Origin of the sequence: Halorubrum sp. SD690R (genome assembly GCF_005435035.1) — an archaeon.
Lineage (GTDB): Archaea > Halobacteriota > Halobacteria > Halobacteriales > Haloferacaceae > Halorubrum > Halorubrum ezzemoulense.
This window is the reverse complement of sequence record NZ_SGTV01000019.1, coordinates 43232-60888: the sequence shown is the minus strand read 5'-3', so window position 1 is coordinate 60888 and position 17657 is coordinate 43232. Positions and strand designations below refer to the sequence as shown.

At 70.0% G+C, this 17657-nt stretch carries 14 protein-coding genes; 7 read left to right on the top strand and 7 right to left on the bottom strand.

Translation table 11 applies throughout. The features are described from left to right. Window positions 1-301 precede the first annotated feature (301 nt). The 4 genes from EXE41_RS12440 to EXE41_RS12425 all read left to right on the top strand — a co-directional run bounded on the left by EXE41_RS12440 (window position 302) and on the right by EXE41_RS12425 (window position 4705). Complete coding sequence (locus tag EXE41_RS12440) at window positions 302-1576, top strand: Single-stranded DNA binding protein (protein WP_137691177.1); 1275 nt, start codon at window positions 302-304, stop codon at window positions 1574-1576. Beyond that, complete coding sequence (locus tag EXE41_RS12435; RefSeq protein ID WP_086219649.1) at window positions 1573-3273, top strand: hypothetical protein; 1701 nt, start codon at window positions 1573-1575, stop codon at window positions 3271-3273. Before EXE41_RS12440 ends, EXE41_RS12435 begins: the two co-directional genes overlap by 4 nt. Then, entirely contained in the window at window positions 3273-4046 is a 774-nt protein-coding gene (locus EXE41_RS12430) for a metallophosphoesterase (protein ID WP_086216783.1), read from the top strand. The genes EXE41_RS12435 and EXE41_RS12430 overlap by 1 nt, the downstream gene beginning before the upstream one ends. An 83-nt stretch (window positions 4047-4129) precedes the next feature. Continuing rightward, on the top strand, window positions 4130-4705 hold the full coding sequence (locus tag EXE41_RS12425) for a putative phosphothreonine lyase domain-containg protein (protein WP_086219650.1): 576 nt from the start codon (window positions 4130-4132) through the stop codon (window positions 4703-4705). Between the two features lie 13 nt (window positions 4706-4718). Here EXE41_RS12425 and EXE41_RS12420 read toward each other — a convergent pair whose 3' ends face one another. The 6 genes from EXE41_RS12420 to EXE41_RS12395 form a co-directional block, all read right to left on the bottom strand. Beyond that, complete coding sequence (locus EXE41_RS12420; RefSeq protein WP_086216781.1) at window positions 4719-5213, bottom strand: hypothetical protein; 495 nt, start codon at window positions 5211-5213, stop codon at window positions 4719-4721. Continuing rightward, window positions 5210-6370 carry a thiolase family protein gene (locus EXE41_RS12415; protein ID WP_137691176.1) on the bottom strand — a complete coding sequence of 387 codons (1161 nt, stop codon included), beginning with the start codon at window positions 6368-6370 and terminating at the stop codon, window positions 5210-5212. Before EXE41_RS12415 ends, EXE41_RS12420 begins: the two co-directional genes overlap by 4 nt. 139 nt (window positions 6371-6509) lie before the next feature. Then, entirely contained in the window at window positions 6510-7253 is a 744-nt protein-coding gene (locus EXE41_RS12410) for a bacteriorhodopsin (RefSeq protein WP_086216779.1), read from the bottom strand. After that, window positions 7250-8794, bottom strand: a complete 1545-nt coding sequence (locus EXE41_RS12405; RefSeq protein ID WP_049931314.1) for a methyl-accepting chemotaxis protein — start codon at window positions 8792-8794, stop codon at window positions 7250-7252. The genes EXE41_RS12410 and EXE41_RS12405 overlap by 4 nt, the downstream gene beginning before the upstream one ends. Before the next feature lie 105 nt (window positions 8795-8899). Further along, complete coding sequence (gene mutL / locus EXE41_RS12400) at window positions 8900-11281, bottom strand: DNA mismatch repair endonuclease MutL (protein ID WP_137691175.1); 2382 nt, start codon at window positions 11279-11281, stop codon at window positions 8900-8902. 455 nt (window positions 11282-11736) lie between these two features. Further along, a complete protein-coding gene (locus tag EXE41_RS12395) occupies window positions 11737-12870 on the bottom strand; it encodes an ABC transporter ATP-binding protein (RefSeq protein ID WP_086219653.1) in 1134 nt (377 codons plus the stop codon). 204 nt (window positions 12871-13074) lie between these two features. Between EXE41_RS12395 and EXE41_RS12390 the strand changes: the two genes are divergently transcribed. The 3 genes from EXE41_RS12390 to EXE41_RS12380 are packed head-to-tail and all read left to right on the top strand — an operon-like array spanning window position 13075 to window position 16442. Further along, window positions 13075-14352, top strand: coding sequence for an extracellular solute-binding protein (locus EXE41_RS12390; RefSeq protein ID WP_176450630.1), 1278 nt, complete (start codon window positions 13075-13077; stop codon window positions 14350-14352). A 15-nt stretch (window positions 14353-14367) separates the two neighbouring features. Then, window positions 14368-15363, top strand: coding sequence for a carbohydrate ABC transporter permease (locus EXE41_RS12385; RefSeq protein ID WP_086215843.1), 996 nt, complete (start codon window positions 14368-14370; stop codon window positions 15361-15363). Further along, window positions 15360-16442 carry a sugar ABC transporter permease gene (locus EXE41_RS12380; protein ID WP_049931310.1) on the top strand — a complete coding sequence of 361 codons (1083 nt, stop codon included), beginning with the start codon at window positions 15360-15362 and terminating at the stop codon, window positions 16440-16442. The genes EXE41_RS12385 and EXE41_RS12380 overlap by 4 nt, the downstream gene beginning before the upstream one ends. 182 nt (window positions 16443-16624) lie before the next feature. Here the strand turns inward: EXE41_RS12380 and EXE41_RS12375 are convergent, their stop codons facing one another. Continuing rightward, window positions 16625-17656, bottom strand: coding sequence for a glutathione S-transferase family protein (locus EXE41_RS12375; protein WP_086215844.1), 1032 nt, complete (start codon window positions 17654-17656; stop codon window positions 16625-16627). Window position 17657: the final 1 nt, after the last annotated feature.

Sequence of the window (17657 nt, the reverse complement as noted above, 5' to 3'; positions counted from 1 at the left end):
CCCTGATACGGCGAGGTGTACGGCGACCCCCCGACCGGGTCGTCGAACCCCTCGGGGGGAAGGTAGATCCGCTCGCCGCCCTCCGACCGCACGACGACCGCGACGTCTCGCGTGCCGGCCACGTCGACCACCGTGCGGTCGTCGGTGACGCGCGCGTCGATGTCGATTTCGTCCATGCCCCACGTTGCGACCGGGGACGGTTTAGCCCTACCGGCCGTCCCCGACGGCGCCGCGGGCCGGTCCGTCGCCGGCGCTCACCGGTGGTGAATCCTTTTGTGCGGCCGCGCCGAACCTCGCTTCGATGGACGTCAACAGCCATGCCGAGGAGCTCGCCTCCGACCTCGGCGTCGACAAAGAGGAGGTCAAAGCCGACCTACAGAACTTACTGGAGTACAGCGTCCCCATCGACGAGGCGAAACAGAGCGTCCGCCGGAAGCACGGCGGCGGGGGCGGCGGCTCGACGCCGACGCCCGACGCCGTCGACGTGGGCGAGATCACCACCGACCACGACGGCGTGACGGTGACGGTTCGCGTGTTGACGCAGGGGACGCGCACGATCCGGTATCAGGGGGACGACCTCACGATCCGGGAGGGCGAAATCGCCGACGAGACCGGCGTCATCTCCTACACCGCGTGGCAGGACTTCGGCTTCGAGCCGGGCGACTCGCTGACGATCGGCAACGCCGGCGTCCGCGAGTGGGAGGGGGCGCCGGAGCTGAACCTCAACGACTCGACGACGGTCGCCATCGCCGACGAGGAGGTCTCGGTCGACCGCGAGGTGGGCGGCGACCGCAGCCTCGTCGACATCGCGGCCGGCGACCGCGGCCGCAACGTGGAGGTCCGCGTGCTGGAGGTCGACGAGAAGACCATCTCCGGGCGCGACGGCGAGACCGAGATCCTCGAAGGGGTCGTCGGCGACGAGACGGCGAAGCTCCTCTTCACCGACTGGCAGCCGCGCTCCGAGATCGAGGTCGGCGCCGACCTCCGGATAGAGGACGTGTACGTCCGGGAGTTCCGCGGCGTCCCCTCGATCAACCTCACCGAGTTCTCGACGGTGACGCCGCTCCCCGACCCCGTCGAGGTCGCGGAGGACGCCCCGCGGCTGTCTGTCGCGGACGCCGTCGGCTCCGGCGGAATGTTCGACGTCGAGGTCGTCGGGAACGTGCTGGAGGTCCGCGACGGCTCCGGGCTCATCGAGCGCTGCCCCGAGTGCGGCCGCGTCGTCCAGAACGGCCAGTGCCGAAGCCACGGGGACGTGGACGGCGAGGACGACCTACGGGTGAAGGCCATCCTCGACGACGGCACCGACACCGTGACCGTCGTCCTGGACGACGAGCTCACCGCCGAGGTGTACGGCGGCGGGCTCGACGACGCCCTCGCCGCCGCGAAGGACGCGATGGACAAGGAGGTCGTCGCGGACGACATCGCCGACTCGCTCGTCGGGCGCGCCTACCGCGTCCGCGGGAACCTCTCGGTCGACGACTACGGCGCGACCCTCGACGCGGCCGAGTTCGAGATCGCCGCTGACGACCCGGCCGCCCACGCCCGCGCCGCGCTCGCGGAGGTGGGCGAATGAGCGACGACGGGCCGGGCACGCGTGAGGTCGCCTACCGGGTGTTCGCCGCCGAGTTCGACGACGCCTCGCTGTCGTACTCCGAGAGCGACGAGGAGCGCGCCCCCAACTACGTCGTCACCCCGACCGGCGCGCGGGTGAACCGCCTGTTCACCGCCGGCGTGCTCACCGAGGTCGAGCGCGTGAACGACGAGACGCGGCGCGGTCGCGTCGTCGACCCGTCGGGCGCGTTCGTCACCTACGCCGGCCAGTATCAGCCGGAGGCGCAGACCTTCTTGGAGCGCGCCGACCCGCCGGCGTTCGTCGCGCTCACCGGCAAGGCGCGCACCTTCGAGCCCGAGGACTCCGACCGCGTCTTCACCTCCGTCCGCCCGGAGAGCCTCAACGAGGTCGACGCCGACACCCGCGACCGCTGGGTTGTCTCCGCCGCCGAGGCGACGCTCGACCGCCTCGCGGCGTTCGAGCAGGCCCTCGATTCCGACCTGCGCGGCGACGAGCTCCGCGCGGCGCTGGAGGCGGGCGGCGCCCCGGCTCCGCTCGCCGCCGGGATCCCGAAGGCGCTCGACCACTACGGCACGACCGCGGCATACGCAGAGGCGGTCCGCCGGCTCGCGGTCGACGCGCTCGAGCTGATCGCGGGCGACCGCGACGAGGTCCGGTCGATCGACGTCGCCCCCGACGAGGGGGACGCGACCGCGATTGGTCCGCTCCCCGACACCGACATGACGATCGCGGAGCCGGCGGCGACGCCCGAGGCCGACGCGACCGCGGCCGCGGACGTCGGCTCCGACCCGGAACCCGCCACCGGTGAGAGCGAGGCCGAACCGACCGCCGAGGCTACCACGTCGACCGCGGATACCGACTCGTCGACCGCCGCCGTCGGATCGACCGCCGAGGCCGAGTCGCTGCTCGACGACGCGGCCGAGATGGAGGGCGCCGGATCCGCGGAATCCTCGGAAAGCGAGACGGCCGAACCGGAGGCGACCGCGACCGCCGACTCCGGATCGCTCGGCGATGCGGGCGACTCCACCGAGCCGACGGACGAGAGTACCGTGACCGACGATAGCATCACGACCGACGAAGGTGCCGCGGCCGACGACGGCGGCCTCGGCGACTTCGACGCCGGTGACGACGGAGACGACATCGGTGACTTCGACGCGGGCGGCGATGACGACATCGGAGACCTCGACGCCGGGGGCGACGAGGGCGCGAGCCCCTCCCCCGACCCGGACGCCGACGGGGACGACATGTACCAGCTCGACGACGAGGAGCGCGAGGAGATCGAGTCCGAGTTCGGCACCGACTTCGCGACCGGGACCGAGGTCGACGAGCCGGGCGAGGCCGACATCGACGTGCCCGACCCCGAGGAGATCGTCGAAGAGCCCGACGACGACTCCGCGGCGGCCGCGGACGATTCGGCCGCCGCAGAGAGCCCGGAGCCCGACACCGCCGCCGCGACGGACGACGGAGATGAGGCCGAGACCGACGGAGACGCAGCTGACGACATCGACCTCGAAGCCGCGGCGGTCGCGGCGATGGACGACCTCGACGACGGCGACGGGGCGCCCCGCGAGGCGGTCGTCGAGCGCGTCGCGGACGACCACGGGGTCGAACCGGGCGCGGTCGAGGACGCGATTCAGGACGCGCTGATGAGCGGGCAGTGTTACGAGCCGGGCGACGGGCTGCTCAAGCCGATCTGATGGCGCGGGTCGAGCCGGTCGTCGGCGAGCCGGCGGCGGTGGCCGACCTCGGCGCGGAGCGCGCGCTGCTCGTCGCCGACGTCCACGCGGGCATCGAGGTCGGACTGCGCTACGAGCGCGGCGTCGAACTCGACTCCCGGGCCGACGAGCGCCGCGAGCGGCTCTGCGACCTCGTCGCCGAGACCGACGCCGACCGGCTCGTCGTCCTCGGCGACCTCGCGCACCGGATCGGCGCACCCGACGGCGACGAACGGGAGGAGCTGGAGGCCCTGATCCGCGCCGTCACCGACCGCGTCCCGATGACGCTCGTCGAGGGGAACCACGACGCGGGCGTCGCGGAGGCGTTCGCGGCCGACCTCGACGTGATCGGCCCCGAGGGCGGGCGGCTCGGTCGCGGGTCGGCCTCCGGCGTCGCGGTCTGTCACGGCCACACGTGGTCCGACCCCGCGCTCCGCGACGCCGACGTGATCTGTACCGGCCACGAGCACCCGCAGGTCCGACTGGAGGACTCGGTCGGCGGGTCGCGCGTCGAGCGCGCGTGGCTCCGCGGGACCCTCGACCCCGCGGCGTTCTCCGAGTCTGGTGATGCTCCCGGCCCGCCGGCCGATCCGCCGGAGCTCGTCGTCTTCCCCGCGTTCAACGAGCGCTCCGGCGGGACGTGGGTCAACGTCGAGGGCCAGTCGTTCCTCGCGCCGTACCTCCCCGCGGCGCTCCCCGCCGCGGACGCCTACCTGCTCGACGGGGCGCGGCTCGGGGACTACCGGGACATCTGAACGCCGCGGACCGATCGCGGAGTGACCGTTCCGCCCCGCTCCGCCGGCGAGACCGTTTTGTCCCGCGACGCGGAACCGGCCCCATGGTCACCGACCGCTCGCCCACCGCGATCGACGAGGCCGGGTGGCACTGGCTCCGGGTCAAACACGTGACGGGGTTCCCCCGCCAGGCCCGCGACGGCTACTTCCCGGCGCACGACGTGATGCGGCCGGCCGCGACGACCGAGGCGGACGCACCGGGGGTCGACGCCGGAAAGGAGTCGCTATCGGCCGGCCCCGAGACCGTCCGCGACGCCGACCGCCTCGCGCTGGAGACGACGTACCTGAGCGGGAAGTGGCTCGTCGAGCGTCCGGCGGAGGCGGTCGACGACCTCTGGGAGGCGGTGGTCGACGACGTCGCGGCCGAGCGGTTCTGGGACGCGAAGGTCGCGACCGCCGCCGGGTGCGAGGCGTTCGGCGAGTCCGACCACGCGGTGCTCGTGTTCACGCCGAACTACTTCGATCGAACGGACGTCGACCGGGTTCGACGCCGGCTCAGGGAGGAACACGGGGTGACCAAGCCGATCCGATACCGCCCCGACGTGTACACGCTCGGCGGGGTCCACGAGGCGCGGCTCGGCCCGCTCGCCGACTCCGACGCGGCGCGGTTCCGCGCGTGAGATTCGCGTCCGGCTACTCCACCGGGCGGAACCGGAAGCCGTCCCAGTCCTGGCTCTCGGGCTCGCGGATGCCGGCGCCCGGCTCGCGCAGTTCGTCGGCGTACACCGGCTCGATCCGGTCGCCGATATCGACGCTGAACTGGTCGCCGCCGTTGTCACTATCGTCCCCGTCGTCGCCTGTGACGCCGCCTGCCTCGTCGCGCTCGGCTATCTGTCCGAGCGCGCGGACCGGCGGCCCGTCGTAGTCGTCGCCCATCTCGAACTCGACGATTGCGAGGGTGTTCGGCTCGCGGACGCCCGGGGGCGTCGCGGTCGAGGTCGTCCACGTCACCACGCGCGCCTCGTACTCGCGGAGGTCGACCGTCCCGACGCGCTCGGCGCCGTTCGGGCCCACGGTGTGGGGCGGGTACGTGACCGTGCCGTCGGCGTACTCGGCGGCCTCGAAGGTCGGTTCGGCGCTGTCCCCTTGCCCGTCCGCGTCGGTGTCGGTCGTCTCGTGGTCGCTCATTGGCTTCCCTCCAAGATCGTGGTGGTCACGCAGTTCCCGAACCCGCCGACGTTACAGGCGATCCCCGTGTCGGCCTCGACCTGCCGCGGTCCGGCGTCGCCCGTGACCTGCTTGACTATCTCGTACACCTGCGCGACGCCGCTGGCCCCGAGCGGGTGGCCCTTGGACTTGAGCCCTCCCGACGTGTTGATCGGGAGGTCGCCGTCGCGGTCGGTGACGCCGCCGTCGACCGCCTTCCACCCCTCTCCCTTCTCGAAGAAGCCGAGGTCCTCGCTCTGGAGGAACTCCAGTATGGTGAACATGTCGTGGAGCTCGGCCACGTCGACGTCGTCCGGGCCGATCCCGGCCATCTCGTAGGCGACCTCGGAGGAGTCGACGACGCCGCCCATCGTCGTCGGGTCCGCGCGCTCGTGGACGACGTGGGTGTCCGTCGCCCCGCCGATGCCCGAGACCACGGCGTAGTTGCCGTCGGGCGCGTACTCCTCGGCCACCGACTCGGGACAGAACACGAGCGCCGCCGAGCCGTCCGTGATCGGACAGAAGTCGTACAGTCGGAGCGGGTCCGCGACGATCGGCGAGTCGAGGACCGTGTCGAGGTCGATCTCCTTCCGGAACTGCGCGTGAGGGTTGTCCACGCCGTTCCGGTGGTTTTTCACCGCGACCTTCCCGAGGCTCTCGCGGGGCGCGTCGTACTCGTCGAGGTAGAGCCGCGCCGTGAGGCCCGCGAACGAGGGGAGCGTGACGCCCTGCTTGTACTCCACCGGATGCGTGAGCGACGCGATCACGTCCGTCGCCTCCGCGGTCGTCCGGTGGGTCATCTTCTCGCCGCCGACCAGCATCGTGAGCTCGCTCGCGCCCGAGGCGACCGACTGCCACGCCGCGTACACCCCTGCCCCGCCTGAGGAGGAGGTCTGGTCGATCCGCGCCGTGTACGCCGGCTGGGCGGCGAGGTCGTGGGCGAGCGCGTTCGGGACGCCGGTCTGCCCCTCGAACTCGCCGCTGGCCATGTTCGAGACGTACAGGTGATCGAGGTCGCCGCCGTCGACGCCGGCGTCGTCGAGCGCGGCCGCGCCCGCCTCCGCCAGCAGCTCCCGGAGCCAAGCGTCGCGCTGCCCGAACCGCGTCATCGACGCGCCGACGATCGCTACGCGTTCCATGTCGGTGGGTCCACCGCGGTCGCCTAAAACGTACCTCTCCGCGGCCGCGGTGGGGTCCGTCCGTCCCAACACTGTCGGCCGCCGTCGAGGTCGCGCCCCGCCGTCTCACCCGCCCCCGGCGAGGATCTGCGAGCCCGGTTCAGTCCGCCGCGGTCGGCGCGCCGTCGCCGACCGCGTCGGTCGCGTCCTCGCGGTCAGCGGTCGCGGCCGACACCACGTCGGTGAACGCCTGTCGGCGGGCGTAGAAGAAGTAGACGTACGGGACCTTCGCCAACACGTCGAGGAAGGCGTACGTCAGCGCGGCGCCCACCCCCGTGGTGAAGCCGATCCCCGCCGGACCCATCAGCCAGACGAACGGGTACGCCAGCCACAGCAGGCCGACGTGGTTCTTCAGCAGGCTGAACAGCCCCCGCTGCATCGGGTCGTCGGGAACGGCCCGCGGGAACACCACGTACAGATACGCGAACAGCGTGACGTGGAAAATCGAGGAGACGCCGAACAGCACCCACTTGAGCGTCCCGCCCGTCACGACCGCCCCGGCGCCGAACGCGATCATCAGCGCGTCGGCGAGCATCACGCCCGCGATCGCGCGGCGGGACGCGCCGGCGACGTAGCCGATGAACCCGACCAGGAGCGGGGTGGTGACGATCCAGTCGACGTAGCGGAGGCCGACCAGCTCGGCCCCGTTGACGGTCACGGTTCCGATACCGAGCGCCATTCCGGCATACGCGAGCCCGGCGAAGCCGGGTATCACCGCCAGCGCGGCCAGGCGACCGCGGTCCTCCGACTCGCCGAGCTTCGCGTACAGCGCCGCGGTGATCCCGAGGCCGACGAGGAAGGCGACCGCCGCGATCCAGTACGCGGCGCTGACCGCGCCCGTCATCGCGCACCTCCGTCGGTCGTCGCTCGCGAGCGCGCCGTTCCGCCCCCGGTGGCCGGCCCGTCGGCGCCGGACGTCTCATCAACGGTGAACGCCGCGACCCGGTCCTGGAGCGTCGTCACGGCGTCGGTCTGGAACTCGCGCAGGGAGTCGGACACGTCCTCGACGACCGACTGGCCCTCCTGTATCTCCGTCGCCGTCTGCTCCGCCGTCTCCGCGGTCTCGGTACTGAGCTCCGTGATCTCGTCGACGGAGCCGGCCGTGTCCTGTACCGTGTCGGCCTGGTCGGCGGTCGTCCGACGGATCTCCCCGAGCGAGCCGCTGATCTCGTCGACGGAGTCGGCGATCGTCTCGATGTCGGAGAGCGTCGACTCGACGGTGTCGGTCCCGGTCTGGACGCGCTCCTGTGTCGACCGGATCGACACCGTCACCTCCTCGGTCTGGTCGGCGATGTCGTCTATCATCGTATCGATCTCGTTCGCGCGCGACTGCGTCTCCTCGGCGAGCTCCTTCACCTCCTCGGCGACGACGCTAAAGCCGTCGCCGGAGCCGTCCGCCCGGGCCGCCTCGATCGAGGCGTTGAGCGCGAGCATGTTGGTCTGTTCCGCTATCTCGCCGATGATGTCGACGATCTCGGTGATCTCGTCCATCCCGTCCTGAAGCTGTTCGACCCGGTCGACGGCCTGCTCCGCCTCCTCCTCGACCTCGGCCATCTCGGCCAGCGCGCTCTGGGAGGAGCTGCGGGCGTCGTCGCTCGTCGCCGCGACCGCCTCGCTTCGGTCCGACAGGTCATCGACGGTCGCCGCGATCTCCTCGGCGGACGCGCTGATGGTCTCGATGTCGGTCGCGATGGACTCGAGCTCCGCGCGCTGGTCGCCCGCCTGTCCCCGGATCGTCGTCGCGCTCTCGGTCGCGCCGGCGACGCGCCGCTCGACCTCGTTGCTCATCTCCGCCATCTCGCCGGCGTCGGCCTCGATCCGGTCGGCCATCTCGCGGACCGTCTCCACCGTCCCCTGGAGGTCGTCCATCATCCGGTTGAACGACTCGCCCACGGTCGCGAGGCTCTCGTCGCTCTCGTCGACATCGACGCGCCGCGTGAGGTCGCCGGTCGCCGCCTCCTCCATCACCTCGGCGTACCGGTCGGCCGTCCGCCGGTAGCGGTCGGCCATCTCGGTCGCTTCCGCCCGCGCGCTCTCCAGTTCGTCTTGGGTCCGTTCCATCTCCGTTAGCCGGTCCTTCAGCGAGACCCGCATCTGCTCGATGGATCCCGCGAGCTCCCCGAACTCGTCGGTCCGGGTGGACTGTACTTCCCTGTCGATGTCCCCGTTGGCGACGCGCCGCGTCTGCGCGCCGATCTCGGTGACGCTGGCGATCGTCTCGGCCGCGTTGATCGACCCGAGCGTCAGGAGACCGGCGACGGCCGCGACGACCGTCGCGTTCGCGTCGTCGGTGGCCAGCCCGACGGCGACGATGAACGCCCCCGTCGCCACGTATCCGACGCCAAGTTTCACCCCGTAGCTGTCTTTCACCGATGCGATCGGCATGTGATCCATCAGGGAAACCGACGTGTTAAACGGCGCCCCAATACTATCAGTTCTGATATCCGGGCGCCTCGCCGAGCCTCGATCCAGGTCCTCGCGCCGCCGGGCTCACTCCGCGCGCCGGCCGCCGTGTCCCGGGTAGTCGCGTTCGAACCGGGACCCGATCTCCTCGCGGTCGATCCGGATCACGACCGGACGCCCGTGCGGGCAGGCGTAGGGGTTCTCGCAGGCGTCGAGCCGGTCGAGGAGGTCGACGACCCGGCCCTCGGTCAGCGAGGTGTTCCCCGTCACCGAGGGGTAACAGGCGAGGTCGGCGAGCAGCTCGTCGACGGCGCCGACGACCGGTTCGTCGCCCTCGGCAGCGTCGTCGACCAGCGCGGACAGGGAATCTCGCAGGAGGTCCGGGTCGAGCGCGGCGTCGAAGACGGCCGGGACCGCCGTCACCGCGACCTCGCGCTCGTCGGCGCGCTCCGCACGGAATCCGATCTCGGTGAGTTCGTCGACGAACTCCTCGAACAGCGCCGCCTCGCGGGCGGTCAACCCGATCCGGACCGGCTCCGCGAGGGCCTGCGCCTCCGCGCCGTCCGCGACGGTCGCCTTCAGCCGCTCGTAGTTCACGCGCTCGTCGGCCGCGTGCTGGTCGATCAGCACGAGCCCGTCCGGCGCCTCGGCGACGACGTACGTCTCATGAAGCTGACCGAGCACCCGCAGCGGAGGCAGCGAGTCGAACTCGCGCTCGGCCTCGGTCGCCTCGCCGTCCAGCGTCCGCTGCCGGGTCCGTGCCCGTGTTCGGGGTGCCGACCGAGCCGCGTCCGCCCGGGCTCCCCTCCGGTCGCCCCCCGCCGCTCCGCTGCCATTCGCTGTCTCGTCGCCAGCCGTCGTTTCGTCTCCGACCGTCGTTCCGTCGCCGACCGTCGTTCCGTCGCCGACTGTCGTTTCGTCCCCGACTTTCGTTTGGTCGCCGACTGCCGTCTCGTCGCTGGTTGCCGCTTCGCCTCGGCTCGGCTCGCACTCCGCGCCGTCGCTCTGCCGGCTCTGCGGACTGGGTCGATCGTCGCCGCTCGCGTTGTGATTCGCGTCGCCGTCCCGGGGCTCGCCCGCGGGCTCTGCCGTTGGTTCGGCCCGGGTCCTCTCCCCCTCGCCGAGGTCGTCGACGGCCCACGCCGCGTCGTCGGACGGGTCCAGTTCGGTCGGCGTCGCGGGGTCGTCGTCGCCCTGACCCGGGTCGGCGTCGGTCACCGAGTCCGGGGTTCGGCCGGGATCTTCAGTGTTCGCCGACGTTCCGGGGTCGCCTGGCGTCCCGGAGTCGGAGACTGCCGCGGACTCGCGCCCCTCGCGGGCGGCGCGCTCGTGGTCGGTGTCCGCGCCGCCCACGGCCTCGGTGTCGGGCGTCTCGGGGGCGACCGCCGTCTCGTCGGGCGCCGACTGGCCCCGGGGCGCCGTCGACCGGATCAGGCCGTGGTCGAGCAGCGCCCCCTCGACGGCCGCCTCGACCGCTTCCCGGACCGCAGGCCCCTCGTCGAAGCGGACCTCCAGCTTGCGGGGGTGGACGTTCACGTCCACGTCGCCGGCCGGGACCTCGACGAAGAGGACCGCGAACGGGTAGCGGTCGGGGGCCAACTGACCGCCGTACGCCTCCAACGTCGCCTCGCGCAGCGCGCTCGCGGTGACGTACCGCCCGTTGACGTACGTCGAGAGGTAGTCGCGCGTCGAGCGCGTCGTCTCCGGGTGCGAGACGAGCCCCGTCACCCGCCGGACCGGTGCGTCGGCGGAGTCGTCGCCCGCGTCGGTTCCCTCCGGCGTCCATTCCACGTCGATCATCGACTCGGCGACCTCGCGGCCGTAGACGGCGAGGACGGCCGAGCGGAGGTCGCCGTTCCCCTCGGTCGCGAACGTCTCGCGGCCGTCGTGTTCGAGCGACACTGCCACGTCGGGGTTCGCCAGCGCGTACCCGGTCACCACGGTGTTGACGTGATCGAACTCGGTCGCGGTCCGCTTGAGGAACTTCTCGCGCGCGGGAGTGTTATAAAACAGGTCGTCGACCTCGACGGTTGTTCCCGCGGGACAGCCCGCCGGGCGGGCCTCGCCCACGTCGCCGCCCGCGACGGTGATCTCCGCGCCGGCCTCGGCCTCCGGGGGGCGCGAACGGACGGTGAGCCGCGAGACCGCGCCGACCGTGTACAGCGCCTCGCCGCGGAAGCCGAGCGTGGCGACGCCGCGGTCGAGGTCCTCGATGTCGCCGATCTTCGAGGTGGCGTGCTCCGCGACGGCCGCCTCCAGTTGGTCCTCGGGGATTCCGACGCCGTCGTCGCGGACGCGGATCCCCTCCGTCCCGCCCGCCTCGACCGAGACGGCGACGCGGCTCGCGCCCGCGTCGAGGCTGTTCTCGACCAGCTCCTTCACGACGCTCGCGGGCCGCTCGACGACCTCGCCCGCCGCGATCCGCTGGACGGTCCGCTCGTCCAACCGCTCGATGTCTGGCGGCTCCATTCGTACGCTCCGTCGGACGAGCGCGCACTTCAAGCCGTTGTCGGCGGTGACGGCGTGAGGGGAGGCGCTCGCGTGGTGCCGCTGTGTATACATGAACTGCGGCGGCGCGTGCCTGCGAGCGGCCGCCCTCGGCGGCCGCGAGACGGCACGCGCGAGGGAGTCGCCGGCTCCCGGAGCGAAGCGGAGGGTGCCAGCGACGAGGTTGGGGAGGGGTGAGGTGCGGTTGCGGTGCGGGGTGAGTCAAAGTGTCAGCCGCGAGGGCGAAGGCGCGCGACGCAAACACCGCAAGGAGCGAGCAGCGCGACCGACTGAGAAGCGCAGCGAGCGTGCGCCCGCCTCGCGACTGGGGCTTTACCGGTGTCTGTCGAGGTTCCACTGGCCTCAAATCACAGCGCGCAGGGAAAGTACGAACGAACGGTTCACAGGTCCGGACTGTCTCCGAAAATCGACCTTATTCAAGCGACCGCGGCCGCGATCTCCTCGTCGGTGAGGAACACATCCTCGCCGGTCTCGGGGTCGAACAGGTGGATGTGCTCCTCCGCGAAGGAGACACCGACCTCGTCGCCGGCCTCCGGCTTCACGTCGGCGGGCGAGCGGGCGAGGAAGTCCTCGGTCACGGTGAGGTGGACGTAGTTGTCGGAGCCGATCGGCTCGACGACCTCGACGGTCGAGCGCAGGTTCTCGTCGCCGCTCGGTGACTCGTCCAAGACGATGTTCTCCGGACGGATGCCCAGCGTGTACCGGCCGTTCCGGAGGTCGTGACCCCGGACGTACTCCGCGGAAAGATCGAGGTCCAGCCCCGCCTCCTCGTTCCGGATCGTCGCGCCGGCGCCGTCCGTCTCCACGTCGACGTCGACGAAGTTCATCGACGGCGAGCCGATGAAGCCGGCGACGAACTCGTTGACCGGGTTCTGGTACACCTCGGTGGGCTCGCCGACCTGCTGGAGTTCGCCGTCGTTCAGGATGGCGAGCCGATCGCCCATCGTCATCGCCTCCTCCTGATCATGAGTGACGTACATCGCGGTGACGCCGAACTCCTTCTGGAGCTTCTGGATCTCCGCGCGCATTTCCGTGCGGAGCTTCGCGTCGAGGTTCGAGAGCGGCTCGTCGAAAAGGAACACCTCGGGCTCGCGCGCGATGGCGCGGCCGAGCGCGACGCGCTGCTTCTGCCCGCCCGAGAGTTCGTCGGGCTTGTCGTCGAGGAGGTCCTCGATGCCCATCATCTCCGCCATGTCGCGGACGCGCTCGTGGCGCTCCTCCGTGGTCATCTCCGTGCTCATCTTGAGCCCGAACGCCATGTTCTCGCGGACCGTCTTGTGGGGGTACAGCGCGTAGTTCTGGAACACCATCGCGACCGGGCGCTCCTTCGCGTGGATGTCGGTCACGTCTTCGTCGTCGAAGTGGACGGTTCCGGACGTCGGCTCTTCGAGGCCCGCCACCATTCGCAGTGTGGTGGTCTTCCCACAGCCCGACGGTCCGACAACGGTCACGAACTCCCCGTCGTCGATCTCCAGATCGAGGTCGTCGACGGCGACGATGGTTCCCCGGTCGAACTCCTTTCGGAGCGTATCGAGCGTGACGCGTGCCATTTCCCTGATGGCGGGTCCGCTGGCATATGAGTTCTTTGCTGTTTTCTTGATATATGGTGAAGGATCTCTTCTCAAATATCGGCTTTTCGCGTCGGTCCAGTCGATCGTCGAGTCCTGAACTCGACGCAGATCGATCCGGATCGATCGGGACGTACCCCAAACACTAAATGTATGAAAATATAATTCATCATTTGTTCTAGTCACATGAACGAGAAACGTAGAACGCTGCTCAAGGCGGTGGGGGGATCGACTGCGCTCGCGGCGCTCGCGGGCTGTATCAGCACCGGCGGCGACGGCGGGGACGGCTCCGACGGCGGAGACGGATCGGACGGCAGCGACGGCTCCGACGGCGGCACCACCGGCTCCGCGCGGCTGTGGGCCGACCTGGCCGACGCGGAGGACGAGGCGCTGACCGACTACATCGACCAGTACGAGTCGGATACGGGTAACACCATCAACAAGGAGGCGCCCGGCGGCGAGCTCGACCAGCAGCTCGAAACCGCGATCCCGGCCGGCGACGGCCCTGACTCGTGGATCTGGGCGCACGACTGGGTCGGCCGCTTCGCGGTCCGCGAGGACCCGCCGTTCCTCTACGACGCGAGCGACGACGTCGACGTCTCGCTCGACAGCTACACGCAGGCGGCGCGGGAGGCGGCGCAGTTCAACGACGGCCTCTACGGGCTCCCGTTCGCCTCCGAGACCGTCGCGCTGTTCTACAACGAGGACATGGTCGACGAGCCGCCAGAGACCATGGAGGAGATGGTCTCGATCATGGAGGAGTACCACGACCCGGAGAACGGGGAGTACGGCCTCTCGTACCCCGTGACGAACCCCTACTTCGTCAGCGGGTTCATCCAGGCGTACGGCGGGAACATCTTCGACGAGGGGAACCTCGAAGTCGGCGTCGACAGCGACGCGTGTAAGCGGGGCATGGACGCCCTCGAAACGCTGTCCGACTACGTGCCGGCCGACCCCGGCTACGAGTCGCAGATCGTCGCGTTCGCCGACGGACTCGCGCCGTTCGCGATCAACGGGCCGTGGGAGCTCGGCAACCTCAGCGGCGAGGTCGAGAACCTCGGCGTCACGACGCTGCCGACCGTCGACGGGAACCACCCGCGCTCGTACTCGGGCATCCAGCTGTTCTACTTCAGCTCGATGCTTGCCGACGCCGACCAGTCCACGGTCGACGCGGCGACCGGACTCGCCGAGTGGTACACCACGAACGAGGATATCATCCAGACCAACGCCGAAGAGCAGGGGTACATCCCCGTGCTGGCCGACGTCGTGGGCAACGACGACCTCTCCAGCGAGGTCCAGGCGTTCGCCCAGCAGGTCGACCACGGCGTCCCCATCCCGACGCACCCGGACATGGACAGCGTCTGGACGCCCGTGACGGAGGCGTTAGAGCGCGTCTTCAACGACGAGCAGGACAGCGACGCCGCGCTCGACCAGGCCGCCTCCGAGATCCGGGAGGCGCTGTAGGCACCCCTCGGAGCGATGGCCTCTTCGCAACCTGGAACCGGCGTGAGCGGGCTGGCGCGTCTCCGATCGGCGCTGCCGTTCTCCAGTCGCGACTGGGGGCTGCTCCTCGTCGCGCCCGGCGTGCTGCTCTTCTCGAGTTTCATGCTGTACCCGATCTTCTACCTCTTCTACATCTCGCTGACCGACGCGACGTTCGCGGGGTCCGTGATCGGCGGGGGCGCCGACCTGATCGGGCTCGCGAACTACGCCCAGCTGATCGGCGACTCGCAGTTCTGGACCTCGATGACGACGACGTGGCTGTTCGTCGCCGTCTCGCTCGTGATCAAGGTGTTCCTCGCCGTGGGGATCGCGCTGCTGCTCAACCACGTGCGCGTCGCCGGGAAGCGCTACATGCGCGCGGCGGTGATCGTCCCGCTGGGGTTCCCCGGCATCTTCACGATCACCGTCTGGCGCGGAATGTTCAGCGACGCGCGATACGGCGTGTTCAACACGATACTGGGGCGATACAACGAGCTCATGTCGTCGCTGTCGGCGCCACAGGCCCTGCTGTTCGACGTGCCAATCGGCTTCCTGAGCGGCCGCTGGGAGGCGTTCTTCGCGTACGTCACCACGGAGGTGTGGCTGGCGTACCCGTTCATGGTGATCATCATCGTGAGCGCCTTACAGGACGTGCCCCGGTCGCTCCACGAGGCCGCGATGGTCGACGGCGCGGGGGCGCTCCAGCGGTTCCGCACCGTGACGCTGCCCGCGATCAAGGGACCGGTGCTGTTCGCGTCGATCCTCACGGCCGCGACCTCGTTCCAGCAGTTCCTGATCCCGTGGGTGTTCAATCAGGGCGGGCCGTCGAGACAGAACGAGCTGATCATCGTGTACGGCTACCGCGAGGCGATCACGTTCAACCAGTTCGGCCTGTCGGCGGCCATCCTGATCGTCGGGATCGCGTTCGTCGGCATGTTCATGTACGTGGCCGTGCGCTACGGCGGCCTCGCCGAGGGGGTGGGTGACGAATGAGCCCCCTCGAGTCCGCGGTCGCGCTTGTCGGTTCCGCGGTCGCGCTGGTCCGCTCGAAGCTGGTCGCGTTTGCGACCGCACCGAAGCGGTTCTCCGTGATGATCCGGCGCGCGATCTACGACGTCCGCACGGGGAAGCGCAGCTCGTGGGACGTGACGAAGAGCGTCCTGATGACGTTGTTCGGGCTCGCGATGGTGCTCGTGCTGCTGTTCCCGCTGTTCTGGATCACGACCGCGTCGCTCGCGGAGGGCTCGCGGCTGTTCAACACGAGCGGCATCTTCCCGGACCCGTCGACGTACAACCTCGGCGCGTACCGGTGGGTGATCTTCGAGTCCGACTTCTTCTTCGTCGACGGCGACTGGGGGTACCCCCAGCTCGTCCTCGGCGGGAGCGGCGGGCTGGTCAGCTTCCGGTGGGCCGGGACCGACACCGGTCCGGGCGCGGTGTTCAACAGCCTCTACATCGTCAGCGTAACGCTCGCGGCCGGGTTCGGCATGATCGTCCCGGCGGCGTACGCGTTCTCGCGCCGACAGTTCGTGGGGCGCAAGCGCATCCTCTACGGCTACGTGCTGTTCACGCAGATCGGCGCCGGGCTGTCGATCGCGACGCTTGTGGCGCTGTACTCGCTGTTCAGCTCCTACGGGCTCACGAACAACCTGTTCATCCTCGGGTTGTTCTACGCGGCGTCCGCGATCCCGTTCAACACGTGGCTGCTGAAGACGTACATGGACAACATCCCCGTCTCCTACGAGGAGGCGGCGATGGTCGACGGCGCGAGCTTCTTGGAGACGATCCGGGAGGTGATCCTCCCGCTGACGAAGCCGGGACTCGCGGTCGTGCTCATCTTCGTCTGGCTCGCCGGGTGGAACGAGTTCATCATCGCGCAGACCCTGCTGCGCCCGGAGAACTACCCGCTCTCGGTCGAACTGTACAACATCGCGACCGAGGGCCGGTTCTCGACGCCGTGGACTCGGTTCGCGGCGTTCGCGAACCTGTTCGCGCTGCCGGTCGCGATCGTCTACTTCGCGGCGCAGCGCTCCGTCGAAGACGGCCTGTCGTTCGGCGGCATGGAAGGGTAGCCCGGCCTCCACGCGGACCGTTCTCGGTTCTCCCTTTGTTCTCGTCGTCTCCTCACTCTCGGCCGCCCCGCTGACCGACGGCGTCGCTCCGGGGCGAGTCGTCTGGTAACGGGGCCGGATTCACCCGGTCAAAGAACCAGATGTATCCGGTAACAGGCGGAGCCGCCCGGAACCGCCCTCGCTCAGTCGTCCGCCGCCGGCGCCGGCGGCGCGCCCGTGAGCCGGTCGCGGTCGTGGTCGGCCTCGAAGTCGAGGTCAGGGCCGCGCGCGATGATGCGCGTCGGGGTCACGTCGGGGTGGGTGGTGTAGTAGTGCTCCTTGATGTGGTCCATGTTCACCGTCTCGGCGACGCCCGGCGTCTGGTAGAGGTCGCGCAGGTACGGCCAGAGGTTGTCGTACTGGTGGATGAACTGCTGGTTACACATGAAGTGGGTGTGGTACACCTGATCGAAGCGGACCAACGTGGTGAACATACAGATGTCCGCCTCGGTGAGCGAATCGCCGACGAGGTAGCGCCGGTCCGCGAGCCGGTCGTCGTAGCGGTCGAGCGCGCCGAACAGGTCGTCGATCGCGTCGTCGTAGGCCGCCTGCGAGGTGGCGAAGCCCGCGCGGTAGACGCCGTTGTTGATCGGCTCGTAGATGTCCGTGATCACCTCGTCGACCTCGGCGACGGTCGCGTCGTCGTCTTCGTCGGGGAGCAGCGAAACGTCGTTTCCGAGGTCCGCGAACGCGGTCGAGAGCATCCGGAGGATCTCCCGCGACTCGTTGTTGACGACGGTCTCCTCCTCGGTGTCCCACAGCACGGGCACGGTCACCCGACACGTGGCGTCCGGGTCGGCCGCGACGTACAGCTCGCGCAGGTAGTCGCTGTCGTGGAGACGGTCGGGCGTACAGCCGTCCTTCTCGGGGGTGAACTGCCAGCCGTCCTCGTCGCGGTACGGGTCGACGACCGAGACGCCGATCGCGTCTTCGAGCCCCAACAGCGACCGCGCGAGTAGCGTGCGGTGCGCCCACGGGCACGCGTACGACACGTACAGGTGATAGCGACCGGCCTCCGGCTGGAAGCGCTCGTCCGGCTCCGCGTCGACGTGGTCCGGCACGTCGCTGCCCGCGATCCAGTTCCGGAACGTCGTCTCGCCGCGCTGGAACGCGCCCTCCTCGTCGGTCGTCTCGTAGGTGTCTGTGCGCCACTCGCCGTTCACGAGCTGGTTCATA

Bases quoted from the DNA above. Each gene is read 5' to 3' on its own strand.
- EXE41_RS12425 (WP_086219650.1), top strand. From the start codon at position 4,130: ATGGTCACCGACCGCTCGCCCACCGCGATCGACGAGGCCGGGTGGCAC.
- EXE41_RS12430 (WP_086216783.1), top strand. From the start codon at position 3,273: ATGGCGCGGGTCGAGCCGGTCGTCGGCGAGCCGGCGGCGGTGGCCGAC.
- EXE41_RS12415 (WP_137691176.1), bottom strand. From the start codon at position 6,370: ATGGAACGCGTAGCGATCGTCGGCGCGTCGATGACGCGGTTCGGGCAG.
- mutL (WP_137691175.1), bottom strand. From the start codon at position 11,281: ATGGAGCCGCCAGACATCGAGCGGTTGGACGAGCGGACCGTCCAGCGG.
- EXE41_RS12410 (WP_086216779.1), bottom strand. From the start codon at position 7,253: ATGACGGGCGCGGTCAGCGCCGCGTACTGGATCGCGGCGGTCGCCTTC.
- EXE41_RS12420 (WP_086216781.1), bottom strand. From the start codon at position 5,213: ATGAGCGACCACGAGACGACCGACACCGACGCGGACGGGCAAGGGGAC.
- EXE41_RS12385 (WP_086215843.1), top strand. From the start codon at position 14,368: ATGGCCTCTTCGCAACCTGGAACCGGCGTGAGCGGGCTGGCGCGTCTC.
- EXE41_RS12440 (WP_137691177.1), top strand. From the start codon at position 302: ATGGACGTCAACAGCCATGCCGAGGAGCTCGCCTCCGACCTCGGCGTC.
- EXE41_RS12405 (WP_049931314.1), bottom strand. From the start codon at position 8,794: ATGCCGATCGCATCGGTGAAAGACAGCTACGGGGTGAAACTTGGCGTC.
- EXE41_RS12380 (WP_049931310.1), top strand. From the start codon at position 15,360: ATGAGCCCCCTCGAGTCCGCGGTCGCGCTTGTCGGTTCCGCGGTCGCG.
- EXE41_RS12435 (WP_086219649.1), top strand. From the start codon at position 1,573: ATGAGCGACGACGGGCCGGGCACGCGTGAGGTCGCCTACCGGGTGTTC.
- EXE41_RS12390 (WP_176450630.1), top strand. From the start codon at position 13,075: ATGAACGAGAAACGTAGAACGCTGCTCAAGGCGGTGGGGGGATCGACT.
- EXE41_RS12375 (WP_086215844.1), bottom strand. From the start codon at position 17,656: ATGAACCAGCTCGTGAACGGCGAGTGGCGCACAGACACCTACGAGACG.
- EXE41_RS12395 (WP_086219653.1), bottom strand. From the start codon at position 12,870: ATGGCACGCGTCACGCTCGATACGCTCCGAAAGGAGTTCGACCGGGGA.